14 protein-coding genes and 2 pseudogenes are annotated in these 16,678 nt (G+C 39.9%); 3 read left to right on the plus strand and 13 right to left on the minus strand.

The features are described from left to right. Positions 1–28 precede the first annotated feature (28 nt). The 5 genes and pseudogenes from glpK to J1G47_RS02020 all read right to left on the minus strand — a co-directional run bounded on the left by glpK (position 29) and on the right by J1G47_RS02020 (position 5,599). Positions 29–1,537 (minus strand): glycerol kinase GlpK, encoded by a 1,509-nt coding sequence (glpK, locus tag J1G47_RS02000; protein ID WP_207326724.1) that lies wholly within the window; start codon positions 1,535–1,537, stop codon positions 29–31. A 17-nt stretch (positions 1,538–1,554) separates the two neighbouring features. Continuing rightward, positions 1,555–2,324, minus strand: a pseudogene (locus tag J1G47_RS02005) (MIP/aquaporin family protein). A gap of 192 nt (positions 2,325–2,516) precedes the next feature. After that, positions 2,517–3,239: a lipopolysaccharide N-acetylmannosaminouronosyltransferase gene (gene wecG, locus J1G47_RS02010; protein ID WP_160403148.1), complete on the minus strand. Its 723-nt coding sequence runs from the start codon at positions 3,237–3,239 to the stop codon at positions 2,517–2,519. Then, positions 3,232–4,491: an ECA oligosaccharide polymerase gene (gene wzyE / locus J1G47_RS02015; RefSeq protein WP_207326725.1), complete on the minus strand. Its 1,260-nt coding sequence runs from the start codon at positions 4,489–4,491 to the stop codon at positions 3,232–3,234. The genes wecG and wzyE overlap by 8 nt, the downstream gene beginning before the upstream one ends. 40 nt (positions 4,492–4,531) lie before the next feature. Next, on the minus strand, positions 4,532–5,599 hold the full coding sequence (locus J1G47_RS02020) for a TDP-N-acetylfucosamine:lipid II N-acetylfucosaminyltransferase (RefSeq protein WP_035512159.1): 1,068 nt from the start codon (positions 5,597–5,599) through the stop codon (positions 4,532–4,534). Positions 5,600–5,843: 244 nt separating this feature from the next. Here J1G47_RS02020 and mrcB point away from each other — a divergent pair, with 244 nt between their 5' ends. Beyond that, positions 5,844–8,228, plus strand: a complete 2,385-nt coding sequence (mrcB, locus tag J1G47_RS02025) for a penicillin-binding protein 1B (RefSeq protein ID WP_207326726.1) — start codon at positions 5,844–5,846, stop codon at positions 8,226–8,228. Positions 8,229–8,306: 78 nt separating this feature from the next. Here the strand turns inward: mrcB and artM are convergent, their stop codons facing one another. Genes artM through artP form a run of 4 tightly spaced genes read right to left on the minus strand, consistent with a single transcriptional unit; the run spans position 8,307 to position 11,158 of the window. Next, positions 8,307–8,990, minus strand: coding sequence for an arginine ABC transporter permease ArtM (gene artM / locus J1G47_RS02030; RefSeq protein ID WP_160414824.1), 684 nt, complete (start codon positions 8,988–8,990; stop codon positions 8,307–8,309). Next, on the minus strand, positions 8,990–9,661 hold the full coding sequence (gene artQ, locus J1G47_RS02035; RefSeq protein WP_160403139.1) for an arginine ABC transporter permease ArtQ: 672 nt from the start codon (positions 9,659–9,661) through the stop codon (positions 8,990–8,992). Before artQ ends, artM begins: the two co-directional genes overlap by 1 nt. 5 nt (positions 9,662–9,666) lie before the next feature. Beyond that, a complete protein-coding gene (locus tag J1G47_RS02040; RefSeq protein ID WP_010786262.1) occupies positions 9,667–10,392 on the minus strand; it encodes a transporter substrate-binding domain-containing protein in 726 nt (241 codons plus the stop codon). A 31-nt stretch (positions 10,393–10,423) separates the two neighbouring features. After that, entirely contained in the window at positions 10,424–11,158 is a 735-nt protein-coding gene (artP, locus tag J1G47_RS02045) for an arginine ABC transporter ATP-binding protein ArtP (RefSeq protein WP_010786261.1), read from the minus strand. Between the two features lie 173 nt (positions 11,159–11,331). Between artP and uvrD the strand changes: the two genes are divergently transcribed. Continuing rightward, on the plus strand, positions 11,332–13,515 hold the full coding sequence (uvrD, locus tag J1G47_RS02050; RefSeq protein WP_075592371.1) for a DNA helicase II: 2,184 nt from the start codon (positions 11,332–11,334) through the stop codon (positions 13,513–13,515). 46 nt (positions 13,516–13,561) lie between these two features. Here the strand turns inward: uvrD and rplI are convergent, their stop codons facing one another. The 4 genes and pseudogenes from rplI to rpsF all read right to left on the minus strand — a co-directional run bounded on the left by rplI (position 13,562) and on the right by rpsF (position 14,962). Then, positions 13,562–14,011 (minus strand): 50S ribosomal protein L9, encoded by a 450-nt coding sequence (gene rplI / locus J1G47_RS02055; protein ID WP_005712018.1) that lies wholly within the window; start codon positions 14,009–14,011, stop codon positions 13,562–13,564. An 18-nt stretch (positions 14,012–14,029) separates the two neighbouring features. Further along, positions 14,030–14,257, minus strand: a complete 228-nt coding sequence (rpsR, locus tag J1G47_RS02060; protein ID WP_005598105.1) for a 30S ribosomal protein S18 — start codon at positions 14,255–14,257, stop codon at positions 14,030–14,032. Continuing rightward, a pseudogene (priB, locus tag J1G47_RS02065) lies at positions 14,232–14,595 on the minus strand (primosomal replication protein N). Before priB ends, rpsR begins: the two are co-directional and overlap by 26 nt. Continuing rightward, positions 14,582–14,962 (minus strand): 30S ribosomal protein S6, encoded by a 381-nt coding sequence (gene rpsF, locus J1G47_RS02070; RefSeq protein ID WP_005712013.1) that lies wholly within the window; start codon positions 14,960–14,962, stop codon positions 14,582–14,584. Before rpsF ends, priB begins: the two are co-directional and overlap by 14 nt. Positions 14,963–15,358: 396 nt before the next feature. Here rpsF and J1G47_RS02075 point away from each other — a divergent pair, with 396 nt between their 5' ends. After that, positions 15,359–16,678 (plus strand): MFS transporter, encoded by a 1,320-nt coding sequence (locus J1G47_RS02075; RefSeq protein WP_207326727.1) that lies wholly within the window; start codon positions 15,359–15,361, stop codon positions 16,676–16,678.

The raw sequence follows: 16,678 nt of genomic DNA on the forward strand, positions 1-16,678 counted from the left end.
TAACTGACCGCTTGTCTATTGATGGAAACTACTCAGCGTCTTCTTTCGCCCATTCTAATGAACGTTTCACCGCGCGTTTCCAACCTTTGTAGCGTTTTGCACGTTTTTCTTCATCGCTGTCAGGTGAGAAGGTTCTTTCGATTTCTGCTTTACCACGTAACTCTTCCAAGCTGCTCCAGAAACCTGTCGCCAAGCCTGCAAGGTAAGCGGCTCCAAGTGCGGTTACTTCTAGCACTCTCGGACGTTCTACTTTGGCATTGAGAATATCTGCTTGGAACTGCATTAAGAAGTTGTTCGCAACTGCACCGCCATCTACGCGTAAAGTTTCTAATTTCGCACCGCTATCCGCTTGCATTGCGTCTAACACTTCACGGGTTTGGTAAGCGATAGATTCTAATGTTGCACGCACAATGTGGTTACGGTTTGCACCACGAGATAAGCCCACGATAGCACCACGCGCATAAGGATCCCAATATGGCGCACCTAAGCCTGTAAACGCAGGAACAACATATACGCCATTTGTACTGCTTACTTTCGTTGCAAAGTACTCTGAGTCACGAGCGTCGTGGATAATTTTGAGTTCATCACGCAACCATTGAATTGAAGCACCAGCCATAAAGATTGAGCCTTCTAAGGCATAGCAAGGTTCACCTTTGGCGTTACACGCAATGGTGGTTAATAAGCCGTTTTTCGATTCAACCGCTTGATCGCCAGTGTTCATCAACATAAAGCAGCCTGTGCCGTAAGTATTTTTTGCTTGACCTGCTTCGACACAAAGATGTCCGTAAAGTGCCGCTTGTTGGTCACCAGCAATCCCTGCAACAGGAATACGCACGCCACCCATACCGCCAATGTTGGTTTGTCCGTAGATTTCAGATGAGTTTTTCACTTCAGGCAACATTTCGCGTGGAATATCTAATAATTCCAACATTTTGTCGTCCCACTGTTTGGTATGAATGTTGAATAACATCGTACGAGAAGCATTGGTGTAGTCAGTGACGTGGCTTCTTCCTTGAGTCAATTTCCATACTAACCAAGTATCGACCGTACCGAATAGTAATTCACCTTTTTTCGCACGTTCTCTTGCACCCTCTACGTTATCCAAAATCCATTTCACTTTTGTGCCTGAGAAGTACGGGTCAACCACTAAACCTGTTGTTTTACGAATATAGTCGGCGTGACCTTCTGCTTTTAATTTTTCACAGAAATCAGATGTACGGCGACATTGCCATACAATCGCATTGTAAATCGGTTTACCTGTTTCTTTTTCCCAAACAATCGTGGTTTCACGTTGGTTGGTAATACCAATAGCCGCAATTTGATCGGCTTTTACCCCAGCTTTTGCAACGACTTCGTTTAAAGTTGAACTTTGGCTTGCCCAAATTTCCATCGGGTTATGTTCAACCCAACCCGCTTGCGGATAAATTTGAGTAAATTCACGTTGAGCCACTTCAACGATATTTGCATTTTTGTCTAATAACACCGCACGAGAGCTTGTTGTACCTTGGTCTAAGGCAATGATGTATTCTTTAGTCATAGGATCACCTCTGAAAATTATTTACAGTTACACGGTAAATTTTTACCAATAAAACGAGTATAGATAAAGCCACCTAATAAAGACCAAAAATAGGTACTAGGAAATAAGGAATATCACGTCCGCCGGTGAGTGCTATATCGCCCCAACCAGCTAAGAATGCAAAGAGTTTTGAGCCAAAATCACGAGCAGGGTTCATCGCAAAGCCAGTTAATGGCCCCATTGCACCACCAATAGTCGCAATGAGTAAACCGATAAGTAAAGGAGCCATTGCACCTCTTGGTAAACCGTTACCATCATCCGTTAAAGCAAAAATTAATGCCATTAATACGGCGGTAATCACCACTTCAACAAAGAAGGCTTGTAATACGCTGATATGTGGATTAGGATAGGTCGAGAAAACACCTGCAAAGCCGACACCTTCACCACGCACAATATTTTGTGCCGCTTCACTGGCAGCAAAAAGATCTTTATATAAGAAGTACACTAATGCTGCTGCACAGAAAGCACCGAGCATTTGAGAAAGAATGTAAGGCAGAATCTTTTTGCCATCAAAACAAGCGAATTTCCATAACGCAATAGTAACAGCAGGGTTTAAGTGAGCACCAGATAACCCCGCAGAAGCATAAACAGCCATTGCGACCGCAAGTCCCCACACGATTGAAATTTCCCACAAGCCGAATGTGGCACCTGCAACCTGTGCTGCGGCTACACAACCTGCCCCAAAAAAGATAATCAAACCTGTACCAATAAATTCACCAATACAAGCAGCTTTTAATGATTTGTCCATAAATTTCCCCTAAGGAAATTAAATTAGAAAGCAAAAGCGTTTGAAAACGAAAGTTTTCAAGGGTGAGATATAAATAAAAGAACATTTTACGCAAACGATTAAATGAAAATTTGTGAAGTTGCTCACAATTTTTTTAAAAAAGAAAGTGATTTTTGTGAAATGTTAATATGTATCCCAAATACGTTACAAACTTTATAGCCGTTTTGTTAGATAAAAATAAGCATATTTCATTAATCTCAACTGTCGTTTCCAGCGAGTAGGCTGATGCAAAATACGAAACAACCACTCTAAACCTAAATTTTGCCAACATTTAGGAGCTCGCTTAACCTTACCGACAAAGACATCATAAGTGCCTCCTACCCCCATATATAGTGCATCAGGATAAAGTTGCTGAGCTTTTTGCATAAATTTTTCTTGTTTTGGCGAGCCCATCGCCACGGAAATAAATTTCGCACCACTCGCTTTTATTCTCTGGATAATTTCTTCTTCCTGCTCTTTAGCAAAATAACCATTTTGTGTTCCTACCACTTTTACTTGCCATTCCTGCAATTTCATTGCTGTTGCTTGTAAGGTATCCTCTGAGCTTCCGACTAAGAAAACAGGTAAACGGCATTCTCCCAACTCAGCCATCAACCTCTCCCACAAATCAGCGCCTGCAATGCGTTCAATTTTCGAATACTTCGGATATTTAGATCTGATAGTACAAACTACACTTATTCCATCGGCATATTTATATTCAGCCTCCTCTAATAGCCTTTTCATTTCATTATCTTCTTGATAAATCATAATTTTTTCAGCATTTATTGCTATCAATTTACCTGTTAGAAGAACTCCATTATTCAATAAATAGGCTACCAAAGTTTGCTGATTTTCAACGGCTAATAACTCAACTCCACCAACTGATACTTTATTCATACCACTCTCTCACCCTATTTATCAAATAGGCTACTATATAAGCAAATACAAAAATCACACTAAAGAAGCAGAACCGTGAAATAAAAGCATCTATGCCTTCTCGTATCAATACAATCAAATTGAACAAATTTGCCAAACAATAACTTTGAATAACTGCAGAATTTTTTCCATAGGCAAAAAAATTATCAAAGATACGTATTAAACCACCAACCACCGCCATTCCTATAGCAATCATTGGTATCCCCCCCATAATATAAAAAGAGCCTAATAACGTTGGCGACATAGCTAAACCAGAAAAGTTACCTAATACACTTTTCGTGAAATAGTTTGCTGTATTCCACACGATGTCTGGGCGTTCCTCCCATAATGATTGAGGAATATACACATAAAAATCACGCACGATAGGCATTAATCCTTGAAACTCAATCTCTGCATCCATTATTTTTGCTACATTTTCCCAAGGCGAAAAGGTATCACGTGTCAAATAAAGAAAAGTGTAAAATGCTTCCGAACCTTGTACATTAAGCCGATACCGCCATAATGCCAACAAAAACATTGCAATAACTGTCAAAAGCCCTGCCCTCACCAGCCATTTAAATGATAAAAACCTCCGCAAATACCCCAACAGCATAAACATAACAAAGGCTAATGCAAGGTTAGCTCGTGTGCCCCCAACAGCTAGGTAACTCAACACCCCAAATGTCATTCCAGCTACCAAAAATAGCCACCAACTTTCTTTAGTAGGCTTTAAGAAAAACCAAATTAACAAGGCGGGTAAAAAGAAATAAAAGAAACGTTTTAAAGCCACACCACTAACTTGAGCAGAAAAAATGTGGCTATATTTTTCTAATTTGAATAACAATAGCCCTTGATTTAACAACATAAATCCTAATAGGCTCAGTATTGCAATCATCATTAAAATCCAAGCGGTCAGATCAGCTAGCGATTTTACCTCCACCGCATACCTTGGTATTTGCTTATTTCTCCCTATGTAAAGATAACTTACGTAATAGATAAGATAGCCGCCTAAAGCTATTGCTAGTATGTTCCACAACATTGAGATGGCAGGAAGGCGATATTCAAATAGCTCTGCCATCGTCATCGAAAAAGGAAACCCACCGAAAAAGGTAATAAGATAGATGCCACTAAACAGCAAATGGAATGAAAAGCCTTGCTGGCGATAATCTCGTTGAATTATCCAAACCAACACACTTATAGCGATTACATAAAAAAGGATTAATCCCGCTAACATGATAATGTTCCTTAAACAAGGTGGGTAATTTTTACTGAAATTAGACCGCTTGTAAACCAAGAGAATGTAAACAGTTCAGCCACTCTTGTTTATAACTTAGGGGGAAAAAAGTAATTTTACTTTTATCAAGTAAAGCCAACTGGGATTTAACTCGTATAATCTCTGAATTACTGATTTCATCTGCGAAAAGAAAGCTAATTCCCTCCGCTTGTAAATCTTGTTGAAAAGGATTTGCTCTATGAATGGCTATCGGGATGTTCATCTGTATGAGTAAACACATCGTTCCGATCCCTTGCTGACGCTCAAAAGGAAAGTAACCAAGATCACATTGAGACAGTAGATCCAAATAAGACTCAAATTCTAATTTCTGAGTAAGAATGTTCACCTGCCCTTGTTGGAAGTCTTGTTCTGCTTGTTGGCGAACTTGAGCAATATATTTTGAATTACCTGCGGGATACCCCATCGGCACGACTATTCGTACATTTTCGCCAAATATCTCTCGAATTTGCTTTAATCCAAGTAAATGTTGATTGCTCGGATCGCCAGAATTTCCTAACAAAATTGTCCGTTGATATGAACATTTTTTAGTCGGAAAATTCGTAGGCATTCTAGTTGGGAAATAAAGCCGTTGATCAAGAGAGCTCTTACGTTTTAATTGTTGATAAGCGTGATTTAAATCTCCTAAAGTTCCCCACAAGCGTGCTATTTTACGTTGTGCAAGTCTTCGCAATGGATAAAACAATCTAAACTTTAAAGAAGAAGAGAGCTCATAAAGATCTGCTCCCCAAATATGCCAAACACAACGATTTGCTGGGACTAATCCTAACAAGATAGCTAACCACAACGATGCATTGAATTGCCCATGTAGCACAAACCAAGCGGTTGGTTCCTTTCTTGCAATTTTGATAACTTCTTGAGTGAGTAAATATTCATCTGGATATGAATTAATATCTAATAATGTAAAAGTTTCAGACAAATCACTACGACTAACAACATAAAAATGAAAAGCATTCGGTAGTTCATCCAATAATTCATTTTGGAAGAAATTTAGTATTGTGTGATTGTGATGGGGAATATTAGCCCCTAAAACATGGATTATATTTGCCATATTCCATCTATACCATATTAAAAAGAATAGTCTTGATGTGACATATAAATCACTATTTAAATGTTGCCAAGTGTTCCTATGATATTTAATCCTTTGACCCATGCTTTAATATTCATTTCACATTAATGACATTATCTATAATTTTTGGTAAATATATTGAGCAACAATAGAGAAATATACGTGAGATTTGAAAATTTTCCTGTAAAATTTTACCTCATAAGTTGAATAATTATAGCCAGCCATAATGTTAAATACAAAAGAAAAACAGAAAGAACCCATAGCGAAAAAGCCCTACTTTATCCCAACTTGCTTAAAACTAGCTCTCTTAGCCACTTGCTATGTTGGGATATACGGCATCTATTTAGATGGAAAAATTCGTTCTAAAATGGACGGACAAATTTGGCAATTGCCTGCCGAGGTCTATAGTCGTATCGAAAGTATTCGCCTTGATGACAATCTTACCCTTGAGCAAGTCAAACTCACCTTGTTAGACAATGGCTATCGTGAAGTTTCATTAATTGCAACACCAGGTGATTTCAAAATCGAAGGTGACAATCTTGTTTTGCTTCGCCGTGCTTTTCCTTTCCCTGAAAATCCTGAAGCTCAACGTGTGTTACGTTTACGTTTTGTCAGCGATAAACTCGCCCGTATTGAAGATTTAGTGCAACTTAAAGATGTCGAGGAATTTCGTCTTGACCCTAAAATGATTGCAATGTTGCATTCGGATAACGATGAAGAACGTCAAGCGTTACGTTTGCAGAATTATCCTCGTCTGCTTATTGATGCGTTGCTACTTACCGAAGATAAGCGTTTCTATCAACACGAAGGAATTAGTCCACTGGGGATTGCTCGAGCCTTTTTGACAAACTATCAAGCAGGCAGAACAGTGCAAGGGGGCAGTACTTTAACTCAGCAATTAGTTAAAAACCTCTTTCTAAGTAATGAAAAAACCTTAGTGCGTAAAGTAAATGAAGCGTTAATGTCGCTGATTTTAGATTTTCGTTACGATAAAAACCGCATTCTCGAAACCTATCTAAATGAAATTTATCTTGGTCAAAATGGTAGTTATCAAATTCACGGTTTTGCTCTGGCAAGTCAATTCTATTTTGGTCGTCCTATTCAAGAAATTAATCTAAATCAAATCGCTCTGCTAGTGGGAATGGTGAAAGGTCCGTCCCTCTATAATCCGTGGAAAAATCCAGAAGGGGCATTAGAACGCCGTAATGTTGTGTTGCGTGTATTGCTAGAACATAAGGTGATTAATCAAGAATTGTATAATTTACTTAGTAAACAACCGCTTGGCGTGAAAGAGAAAGGGAATATCTATCGTCAGCAACCTGCGTTTATGCACGCCTTAAATTTAGATATTAAAAGTCAGTTGGGTGAGAACAAATCTGCTCTGCTGTCAGGGGCAAAAATTTTCACGACTTTAGATAGAAAACAACAGCGTTCTGCGGAAATGGCGGTTATCAATGGGGTATCCGAATTAGAAAATAGCAGTAAGAAAATCAAAGAGTTGCAATCTGCTATTGTGGTGGCGGAATATAAAACGGGTAAAGTACGGGCGATTGTTGGGGGAGTTCAGACACAATATGCTGGTTTTAACCGTGCTATTCAAACCAAACGTCAAATCGGTTCATTGGTTAAACCGTCTATTTATGCCATTGCTTTGGCAAATCCGCAGTATTTCCGTCTTAACACGCCGATAGCTAACCAACCGATTACCATTACCGTTGGAAGTAATACTTGGACACCTCGTAACTATGATCGTCGTTTTAGCGGTTCTGTGATGTTAATGGACGCTTTAGTTCGTTCCCTTAACATTCCTACGGTAAACATTGGAATGAAACTTGGGCTGAAAAATGTGATTGCCAAGCAGAAAGAAATGGGCTGGGATAATGCCGAAATTCCGCCTTATCCTGCGACATTGCTCGGCTCTTATTCTATTTCACCTTATGATGTCACGAAGTCTTATCAGGTTATTGCAAATGCTGGCTTAAAAGTACCGCTTACAACAATTGAAGCGATCATATCCCCAACAGGTGAAATAATTTATCAGCCTGTTCTCACGCAGACAAGTAAACGCGTTTTGCCTGCAGAAGCCACAATTCAAACACTTTATGCAATGCAACAAGTGACGGAGCGAGGTACAGCTCGTAGCCTACAGGCAGATTTTGCACAACTGCATATCGCAGGCAAAACCGGCACCACCAACAATGCACGAGATACTTGGTTTGTCGGCATAGACGGTGAAAATGTCACGACCGTTTGGTTAGGTAAAGATAACAATAGCGATACCTATCTCACCAGTTCAAGCGGTGCGTTGCAAATATATAAAGAGTACCTTAAACGTGCCGAACCCTTGGTGTTCAAGCTACCAAGCATACCAACTATTCAATGGGTAGGTATCAACAGCTACGGCTCTTGGGACTGCTCCAGCCCTCGTCAAATTCCTGTTTGGAAAGATAAAGGACAACGCTATTGTACGGGTGGCGGTTCTATGGTTGAAGCAAAACCAAGTGTGTGGGACGCATTGTCACTAGGCAAAGACACGCCTCAAACCCAACCAAATAAAGCCGACGAAGCAGAAGGACAAGCTCCGATTGAGGAAGAACCATTAGAGGAATAGATTAAGAACGGCATAGTAGACAAAAATTACGGGCAAAGGGTCATTAATTTTCATCTACTCTGCCATATCTTTCAATTCTTACGCCTTTTCCGCCTCTAATCTTTCAAAAGAAAGCACTTTGCGTTCAACTCTGCGTAAGATTACGGTCATAATCCCTGTAATAACCAAATAAACCGCACCTGCTAAACCATAGATGGTTAATGCGTCATACTCAGTTCCATAAAGCTGGCGAGCATAGCCCATAATATCCATAATGGTAATGGTTGAAGCCAGTGATGTTCCTTTGAACACCAAGATAATCTCATTGCTGTAAGACGGTAATGCCCGTTTTAACGCATAAGGAACAAGGATTTTCAATGTCTGTAATCGACTTAATCCTAATGCCGCACAGGTTTCCCATTGCCCTTTTGGTATCGCTTTGACTGCACCGTGAAATAGTAAGGTGGTATAAGCGGCACTATTTAAAGCAAGGGTTAGCATTGCACAGAACCACGCATCCGATAACAAAGACCAAAATGGACTTGCGACAATCCAAGGAAACTGCCCAGGACCTGCATAAATCAAGAAAAACTGTACTAACAATGGCGTTCCAGTAAATAGGGTTAAAAAGCCATTTACTATTCCTTTTACTAGACGATTTTCCATTGAAAGTAAAAACGTCATTCCAACAGCAAGAAAAAATGCCACGATTAAAGAAACAAACGTCAGCAATAAACTAGTCGGGATACCTTGAACTATCACCATAAAGTATTCTTGCAACATTATTTACCCCCTCTTTCAAAATGAGTGAAGCGTAGCTCTAATTTACGAATAATTACTTGGCTGACTAATGTTACACCAAGGTAAATTAATGCTGCTGTACCGTACCAAGTAAATGGCTGATGGGTACTGGTGTTAATTAACTCCGTTTGTCGCATAATATCGTGTACACCGATTAAAGAAACCAAAGCGGTATCTTTTAATAACACTAACCACTGATTGCTTAACCCTGGTAAGGCGTGTCGCCAAACCTGTGGCATCACAATGTTTACAAAAGTATAGCCACGACTTAATCCAAGAGCTGCCCCAGACTCCCACTGCCCAAGCGGAATAGCTTGAATAGCTCCACGCAATGATTGAGAAGCGTAGGAAGCAAAAATAATAGATAGTGCCACGACACCACAGCCAAATGCACCGAGTTCGACATATTCCCCTGTGATCATTTCAAGCACTTCAGGCGCACCAAAATAGATTAAAAAGACCACTAAAATTTCAGGCAAACCACGCAATAACGCAACAACAACTGTGGTTGGTTTACGCACCATTGTCCATTTATGCGTTTCAAGCACCACAAAAAGAATGGACAATAGTAACCCGAGCAATAAAGAGCAAACTGCCAACCCTAAGGTCATTAGGGCTGCAGAATACAATAGAGGAAGATAATCCAAAAACATAATGATTATTTAGTCATCCATTTATCATAAATTTTTTGGTACTCACCGCTTGCTTTAATCGCTGCGATACCTTTGTTTAATTTTTCAACTAACTCAGTGTTAGATTTTTTCACTGCAATGCCTAAGCCATTGTTGAAATAACGTTTATCTGTCACTTTCTCGCCAACAAATTGTGCTTCAGGGATTTTGCCTAACATATCTCTTAACACATCAGTGTCACCAAAGATTAAATCAATACGACCATTTTTTAAGTCTAAGATTGCATCCTGTAAACTCGCATAAGATTTTGCTTGATATTGTTTAGCTTCTGCCGTTGCGTATTGTTGGTAAGTTGTACCATTTTGTACACCTACTGTTTTAGCAGATGCTAAATCTTTACCTTGTAAAGCAATATAGCTTGCTGAACTTTCGTAGTATGGTGCTGAGAAAGCCACTTGTTTTGCACGAGCTTCTGTAATATCAATCGCAGAAATTGCCGCATCAAAACCGCCACGACCTTTAATTAAGCTAGGGATTAACGAATCAAACGATTGAGATTTAAATTCACAAGTCGCTTGGACTTCTTTACAGATTGCATTGGCAATATCCACATCAAAACCAACGATTTCACCTTTCTCATTAGTTTGCTCAAATGGCGGATAGCTTGGCTCCATTGCAAAAGTAATTTTATCATTCGCATAAGCTGAAACTGCAGTTGCGGCTAAAACGGTTGCTAAAAGTAATTTTTTCATAGTAACTCCTATTAATTGTATGATGTTGTGATTAATCTGAATGTGAAAGATATTGAGCAAATTGCGTTGTTTTTGGTTGTTCAAAACAGCTTGCATCGCCCATTTCAATAATTTTGCCTTGTTCCATATACACCACTTTAGTGGCAACTTTACGAGCAACAGAAACTTCGTGTGTCACAATCACTTGGGTGATCCCTGTTTGTTGTAACTCTTTAATAATATCAACCACTTGAGCGGTAATTTCAGGGTCTAAGGCCGCCGTTGGTTCATCAAAAAGCAATACTTCCGGTTGCATCATTAAAGCCCTTGCAATCGCCACACGTTGCTGCTGACCGCCTGAAAGCTGTAACGGAAAACGCTCTGCAAATGCAGTAAGTTGCAAACGTGCTAACAAACCTTTGGCTCTTTCTACCGCTTGCTCTTTCGTTAAACCTAATACTTTCATTGGTGCTTCAATCAAGTTTTGCATTACTGTTAGATGTGGCCATAAATGATATTGCTGGAACACCATTCCCACTTCTTTACGTAATAATGCAACCTGTTTCGCATTGGTTTTAGCGGTCAGATCAAACTTATGATTTGTAATCTCAAGCTGACCTGATTGCGGTACTTCCATTAAATTTAAAGTACGGATTAAAGTACTTTTCCCTGCTCCACTAGGTCCGAGTAACACAACGGTATCGCCTTTTTCAATGTTTAAATTAATATCAAACAAGGCTTGGCTCGAACCGTAAAAGAAATTGACATTACTAATGCGAATTGCCATTAACTACTTCCTATCAAAGTTTTAAAACTGAATAGATATTAAATTTTATTGCATAACTATGCAAGTGATTTTTGTAAATTTGAGGTAAAAATTTTGATGAAAAAATTAAAATACATATCTGTAATTGTAGGTTATAATAATCACACTGTATAAAATCACATAAAGAGGCGGAGATGGATTTTTCTTTATTACTTGACGGCTTAAACGATAAACAACGAGAAGCGGTAGCAGCCCCTATTGGCAACTATTTAGTGTTAGCAGGTGCAGGTAGTGGGAAAACCCGTGTGCTTACCCACCGTATTGCGTGGTTAATTGGCGTTGAAAATATCGCTGAGTCCAATATTCTTGCTGTGACCTTCACCAATAAAGCCGCAGCGGAAATGCGTCATCGTATTGAATATACCCTATCGCAATCTAGCGACCACCGCTTATTCGGTATGTGGGTCGGTACATTCCATAGCATTGCTAACCGCTTACTTCGCTCTCATTATCTTGATGCCAATCTGCCGCAAGATTTTCAGATTATGGATACGGAAGATCAGCAACGTTTGATTAAACGCTTACTCAAATTGCATAATTTAGATGAAAAGCAGTTTCCACCGAAACAAGTGGCGTGGTTTATCAATGCTCAAAAAGATCAGGGGCTAAGAGCAAAAGATCTCAAACAATCTCACGATGATCCCCATTCACAACAGCTCGTTAAATTCTATCAAATCTATCAAGAGGCTTGTGATCGTGCAGGGTTGTTGGACTTTGCAGAACTCTTAATCCGTGCTTATGAATTATTCAAATATAACCCATTGATTTTACAACGTTATCAGCAACGTTTTCAGCATATTCTGATCGATGAATTTCAGGATACCAATAACATTCAATACGATCTTATTCATTTATTGGCAGGAAAAACGGGCAAAGTAATGATTGTGGGCGATGACGACCAATCTATTTACGGCTGGCGTGGTGCTCAAGTGGAAAACATTCAACGCTTCTTGAATGATTATGACAACGCACAAACTATTCGCCTTGAACAAAATTACCGCTCCACAGGACATATTTTAAATTCGGCAAATGCGTTAATTGCAAACAATGACAACCGCTTAGGGAAAAATCTTTGGACAGATAAAGGCGACGGTGATCCCGTTGATATTTATTGTGCATTCAATGAATTAGATGAAGCTCGCTTTGTCGCTTCACAGATTAAGCAATGGAAAGAAGATGAAGGTGATTTTAATCAATGTGCTGTGCTTTATCGTGGCAATGCCCAGTCCCGTGTTATTGAAGAAGCCTTAATTCAAGCCAACATTCCTTACCGAATTTATGGCGGAATGCGGTTCTTTGAACGCCAAGAGATCAAAGATGCCCTAGCCTATTTACGTTTAATCGCTAACCGCCAAGATGATGCTGCCTTTGAACGTGTGGTCAATACACCGCCAAGAGCAATAGGGGATCGCACCTTAGATATTTTGCGTCAGCTTACTCGAACTCGCCAAATCACCTTGTGGCAAGCAATCCAAGTGGCTGTTCAAGAAGAACATCTCTCAGGGCGTTCTGCCTCAGCCCTGCTTCGCTTTGTCGAACTGATTAACGCACTTGAACAAGAAACCGAAGAAATGCCACTGTTTGAACAGACGGATTTTGTGATTAAAAAATCTGGGCTTTATGAAATGTATAAGCAAGAAAAAGGGGAAAAAGGCGAAGTTCGTATTGAGAACTTAGAGGAGTTAGTGACTGCAACACGCCAATTTGTAAAACCAGATGAAGCAGAAGAGATGACCGATCTCACCGCTTTCTTAACTCATGCCTCCCTTGAAGCTGGCGAAACACAGGCTTCACTACATCAAGATTATGTGGAATTAATGACATTACATTCAGCCAAAGGCTTAGAATTTCCACGGGTGTTTATCGTTGGGGTTGAAGAAGGAATTTTCCCAAGCGGAATGAGCTTCGACGAAGGTCGCTTGCAAGAAGAACGTCGCTTGGCTTATGTCGGTATTACACGAGCGAAGAAAAAACTCACGATCAGCTATGCCGAAAGTCGCCGCTTGTACGGCAAAGAAGAACGCCATTTACCGTCACGTTTTATTGGCGAGCTGCCTGAAGAGCATATCCGAGAAGTCCGCCTGCGTGGAAGTATCAATCGCCCTGCTACTTTTGCAAAACCACAAGCTAATCCGACCGCTCGTTTACAAGAAGATAGTGGTTGGAAAATGGGACAGAAAGTTCGCCACGAGAAATTTGGGCAAGGAACAGTCATCAATGTAGAAGGCAGCGGTGATCATACTCGCCTGCAAATTGCCTTTGTACAACAAGGGATTAAGTGGTTAATTGCCAAAGTGGCGAAGTTGGAAAAGATGTAAAAAATCCCCAACCAAATGGCTGGGGATTTTTTACTTTAATCGTAAATTACTCAGAAACTACGTTGATAGTTACTACTGCATTTACTTCAGCGTGTAAGTGTAATTTCACTTCGTGTTCGCCGATAGTACGTAATGCACCTTCTGGTAAACGAACTTCTGATTTAGTTACTGCTACGCCTGCTGCTGATACTGCTTCAGCGATATCACGCGCACCAACAGAACCGAATAAACGACCGTCATCACCTGCTTTAGAAGTGATTACGATTGCTGCTAAGTTAGCGATTGCTGCTGCACGAGCTTGTGCTGCAGATAATGCTTCTGCTGCTTTCGCTTCTAATTCTGCACGGCGTGCTTCAAAGTGAGCAATGTTTGCTGCAGTTGCCATAACTGCTTTACCTTGTGGGATTAAGTAGTTACGAGCAAAACCTGCTTTAACAGTTACTTGGTCACCAACGGTACCAAGTTGAGCAACTTTGTCTAATAAAATAACTTGCATTGTACTCTTCCTCTCTTATTACTGATGGTTGTCAGTGTATGGAAGTAACGCAAGGTAGCGAGCGCGTTTGATTGCACGAGCTAATTGACGTTGATACTTCGCACGAGTACCTGTGATACGGCTTGGAACAATTTTGCCGCTTTCTGAAATATAGTTCTTTAATGTAGCGATATCTTTGTAATCGATTTCAACAACATTTTCCGCTGTGAAACGGCAGAACTTACGACGACGGAAATAACGTGCCATTTTGGCTTCTCCTAATCTATAAATTCAATCTGTTCGGTGTGTAAGACTAACTGATTTAAATCATTGTAGTCTTTGTGAGTATGGATAAATCCTTTTACTCGAACTTTTCCACCGACCTTCATTTGTTGGGTTATTAAACTAAATTGATTGCCTGCCAAAATCACTTGGATTTTGCACCACGCTTGGCGTTCTAAATTGACTTCTTTTTGCACTGAACGATGTTCTAGGTAAAAAGAGTAAGTTGGAATACCTATCGGGCTTAGGCTTTGTTTAATCGTTGTTGCGATAGTGCCACTTAAGATTAAACAGTTATCAATAGACGAATTACTCGTCTGCATCCTCAGCTTCAACTTCTTCTACTAAAGCTTCTGGAGCTTTACGCTCATCTTTTGCTTTAAGCATTGGTGATGCTTCTGTTACCGCTGCTTTAGTGTGTAACACTAAGCTACGAAGAACTGCATCGTTGTAACGGAAGTTAGTTTCTAACTCATCGATTACGTTTTGTGGAGCTTCTACATTCATTAACACATAGTGTGCTTTGTGAAGTTTGTTGATTGGGTATGCTAATTGACGACGACCCCAATCTTCTAAGCGATGAACTTGACCGCCTGCTTCTTTAACAGAAGCGGTATAACGCTCGATCATACCAGGTACTTGTTCGCTTTGGTCCGGGTGAACCATAAAAACGATTTCGTAGTGACGCATTGTCGATCCTTACGGGTTAACAGCCTCCAAGGTTGCCAGTCACCAGCGTTGGAAGCAAGGATTAAAAACAGGTGTGACTGAACCCGTGCATTATACGGATAAATAAAATTCGTACAAGTAAAAGTTAATCTGCATAGCAAAATTAGGCATAAATCTATCTGCTTATGGTGGTTTTTAGCATTAGATATTAAAAAATTTTTATCCTTTTTTAGCATGGTAAAAACAGAATAAAAAACTAATTTATCTAAAATATAAGAATAATGCTCTTGTTATAGTGCTTTAATTGGCGTTTATGAGTGGTTGTATAGATTTTAATACTAAAAATATGGTTGTTTTATTGGTTTTGGCGTGTTAATTTACACTCTCTTTTTTTCGGAAACCTTTGGATTTTTGACAATGACAACTCATACTCTAAGAAATAATCCACGCAAAGTGGCGATTGCAGCAATGATCGGGACTGCAATTGAATTTTTTGACTACTACATTTATGCGGCAGCAGCTGTATTAGTATTTAACACCCAATTCTTTAACAGCGATGACCCTGTTTCAAATGAATTACTTTCCCTTTCTACATTAGCACTAGCATTCTTCGCTCGCCCAATCGGTTCGGCACTTTTCGGACATTTTGGGGACAAAATCGGACGTAAGAAAACCCTTGTTGCTTCATTATTATTAATGGGCGGTTCAACGGTTACTATCGGCTTATTACCAAACTATGAAAGCATTGGTATCTGGGCAACTATTTTGCTCTGCTTATGTCGTATCGGACAAGGTATCGGCTTAGGTGGCGAATGGGGAGGTGCAGCATTAGTTGCAACAGAAAATGCACCAGACGGTAAACGTGCTTGGTACGGTACATTCCCTCAATTAGGTGCACCAATCGGCTTATTCTTAGCGAACTCATCATTCTTCTTAGTCAGCTACATTTTCGGTGCTGAAGCCTTAGTAGAATGGGCGTGGCGTATTCCGTTTGTTTCATCTATCGTACTTGTTGCCGTAGGTTTATATGTACGTCTTAGCTTACACGAAAGCCACGTTTTTAGAGAAGCTGAAGCTCAAGGCAAAAAACACGCAGCACCTGTAAGCGAAGTATTTAAACATCACTTAAAACCATTGGTTATTGGTACATTCATTATGACCGCAACCTACGTGTTGTTCTACATTATGACTGCCTTTGCTCAAATTTACTCAAAAAGTGCACCAACGCTATCACCAGCAGGACACCAAATGGGCCTAGGTATTCCAGCTAACACATTTACAGGATTACTCTTATTAAGTGCAATTGTATTTGGTATCTTCGTTAGCCTGTCAGGGATTTTTGCTGACAAAATCGGTCGCCGTAAATGGTTAATCTATGTGACAACAGGTATCGGCATTTTCGGTTTATTAATGCCTTTCTTCTTAGGAAACGGTACACCAATGAGTGTATTTGCATTCTTAGTAGTTGGTATGATTTTTATGGGAATGACCTTTGGTCCAATGGCGGCATTATTACCAGAATTATTTCCAACAGAAGTACGTTATTCCGGTGCATCACTTGCCTATAACTTAGCATCTATTGTAGGTGCAACCATTGCCGCAACTTTCGCAATTAAAATTAATGCGGCTTATGGCTTAATCGGTGTGGGGATCTACCTTGCAATTAACGCAGTTATCACATTGATTGCACTCTTTGCGTCAAAAGAAACGAAGAATTTGGATTTGACTGAAGTGTAA

The sequence above is a fragment of the Glaesserella parasuis genome, from assembly GCF_017352235.1.
Lineage (GTDB): Bacteria > Pseudomonadota > Gammaproteobacteria > Enterobacterales > Pasteurellaceae > Glaesserella > Glaesserella parasuis.

What these genes read in the sequence shown, in the direction of transcription:
- glpK (WP_207326724.1), bottom strand. Translation starts at nt 1,537, where the DNA reads ATGACTAAAGAATACATCATTGCCTTAGACCAAGGTACAACAAGCTCT.
- wecG (WP_160403148.1), bottom strand. Translation starts at nt 3,239, where the DNA reads ATGAATAAAGTATCAGTTGGTGGAGTTGAGTTATTAGCCGTTGAAAAT.
- wzyE (WP_207326725.1), bottom strand. Translation starts at nt 4,491, where the DNA reads ATGTTAGCGGGATTAATCCTTTTTTATGTAATCGCTATAAGTGTGTTG.
- J1G47_RS02020 (WP_035512159.1), bottom strand. Translation starts at nt 5,599, where the DNA reads ATGGCAAATATAATCCATGTTTTAGGGGCTAATATTCCCCATCACAAT.
- mrcB (WP_207326726.1), top strand. Translation starts at nt 5,844, where the DNA reads ATGTTAAATACAAAAGAAAAACAGAAAGAACCCATAGCGAAAAAGCCC.
- artM (WP_160414824.1), bottom strand. Translation starts at nt 8,990, where the DNA reads ATGTTGCAAGAATACTTTATGGTGATAGTTCAAGGTATCCCGACTAGT.
- artQ (WP_160403139.1), bottom strand. Translation starts at nt 9,661, where the DNA reads ATGTTTTTGGATTATCTTCCTCTATTGTATTCTGCAGCCCTAATGACC.
- J1G47_RS02040 (WP_010786262.1), bottom strand. Translation starts at nt 10,392, where the DNA reads ATGAAAAAATTACTTTTAGCAACCGTTTTAGCCGCAACTGCAGTTTCA.
- artP (WP_010786261.1), bottom strand. Translation starts at nt 11,158, where the DNA reads ATGGCAATTCGCATTAGTAATGTCAATTTCTTTTACGGTTCGAGCCAA.
- uvrD (WP_075592371.1), top strand. Translation starts at nt 11,332, where the DNA reads ATGGATTTTTCTTTATTACTTGACGGCTTAAACGATAAACAACGAGAA.
- rplI (WP_005712018.1), bottom strand. Translation starts at nt 14,011, where the DNA reads ATGCAAGTTATTTTATTAGACAAAGTTGCTCAACTTGGTACCGTTGGT.
- rpsR (WP_005598105.1), bottom strand. Translation starts at nt 14,257, where the DNA reads ATGGCACGTTATTTCCGTCGTCGTAAGTTCTGCCGTTTCACAGCGGAA.
- rpsF (WP_005712013.1), bottom strand. Translation starts at nt 14,962, where the DNA reads ATGCGTCACTACGAAATCGTTTTTATGGTTCACCCGGACCAAAGCGAA.
- J1G47_RS02075 (WP_207326727.1), top strand. Translation starts at nt 15,359, where the DNA reads ATGACAACTCATACTCTAAGAAATAATCCACGCAAAGTGGCGATTGCA.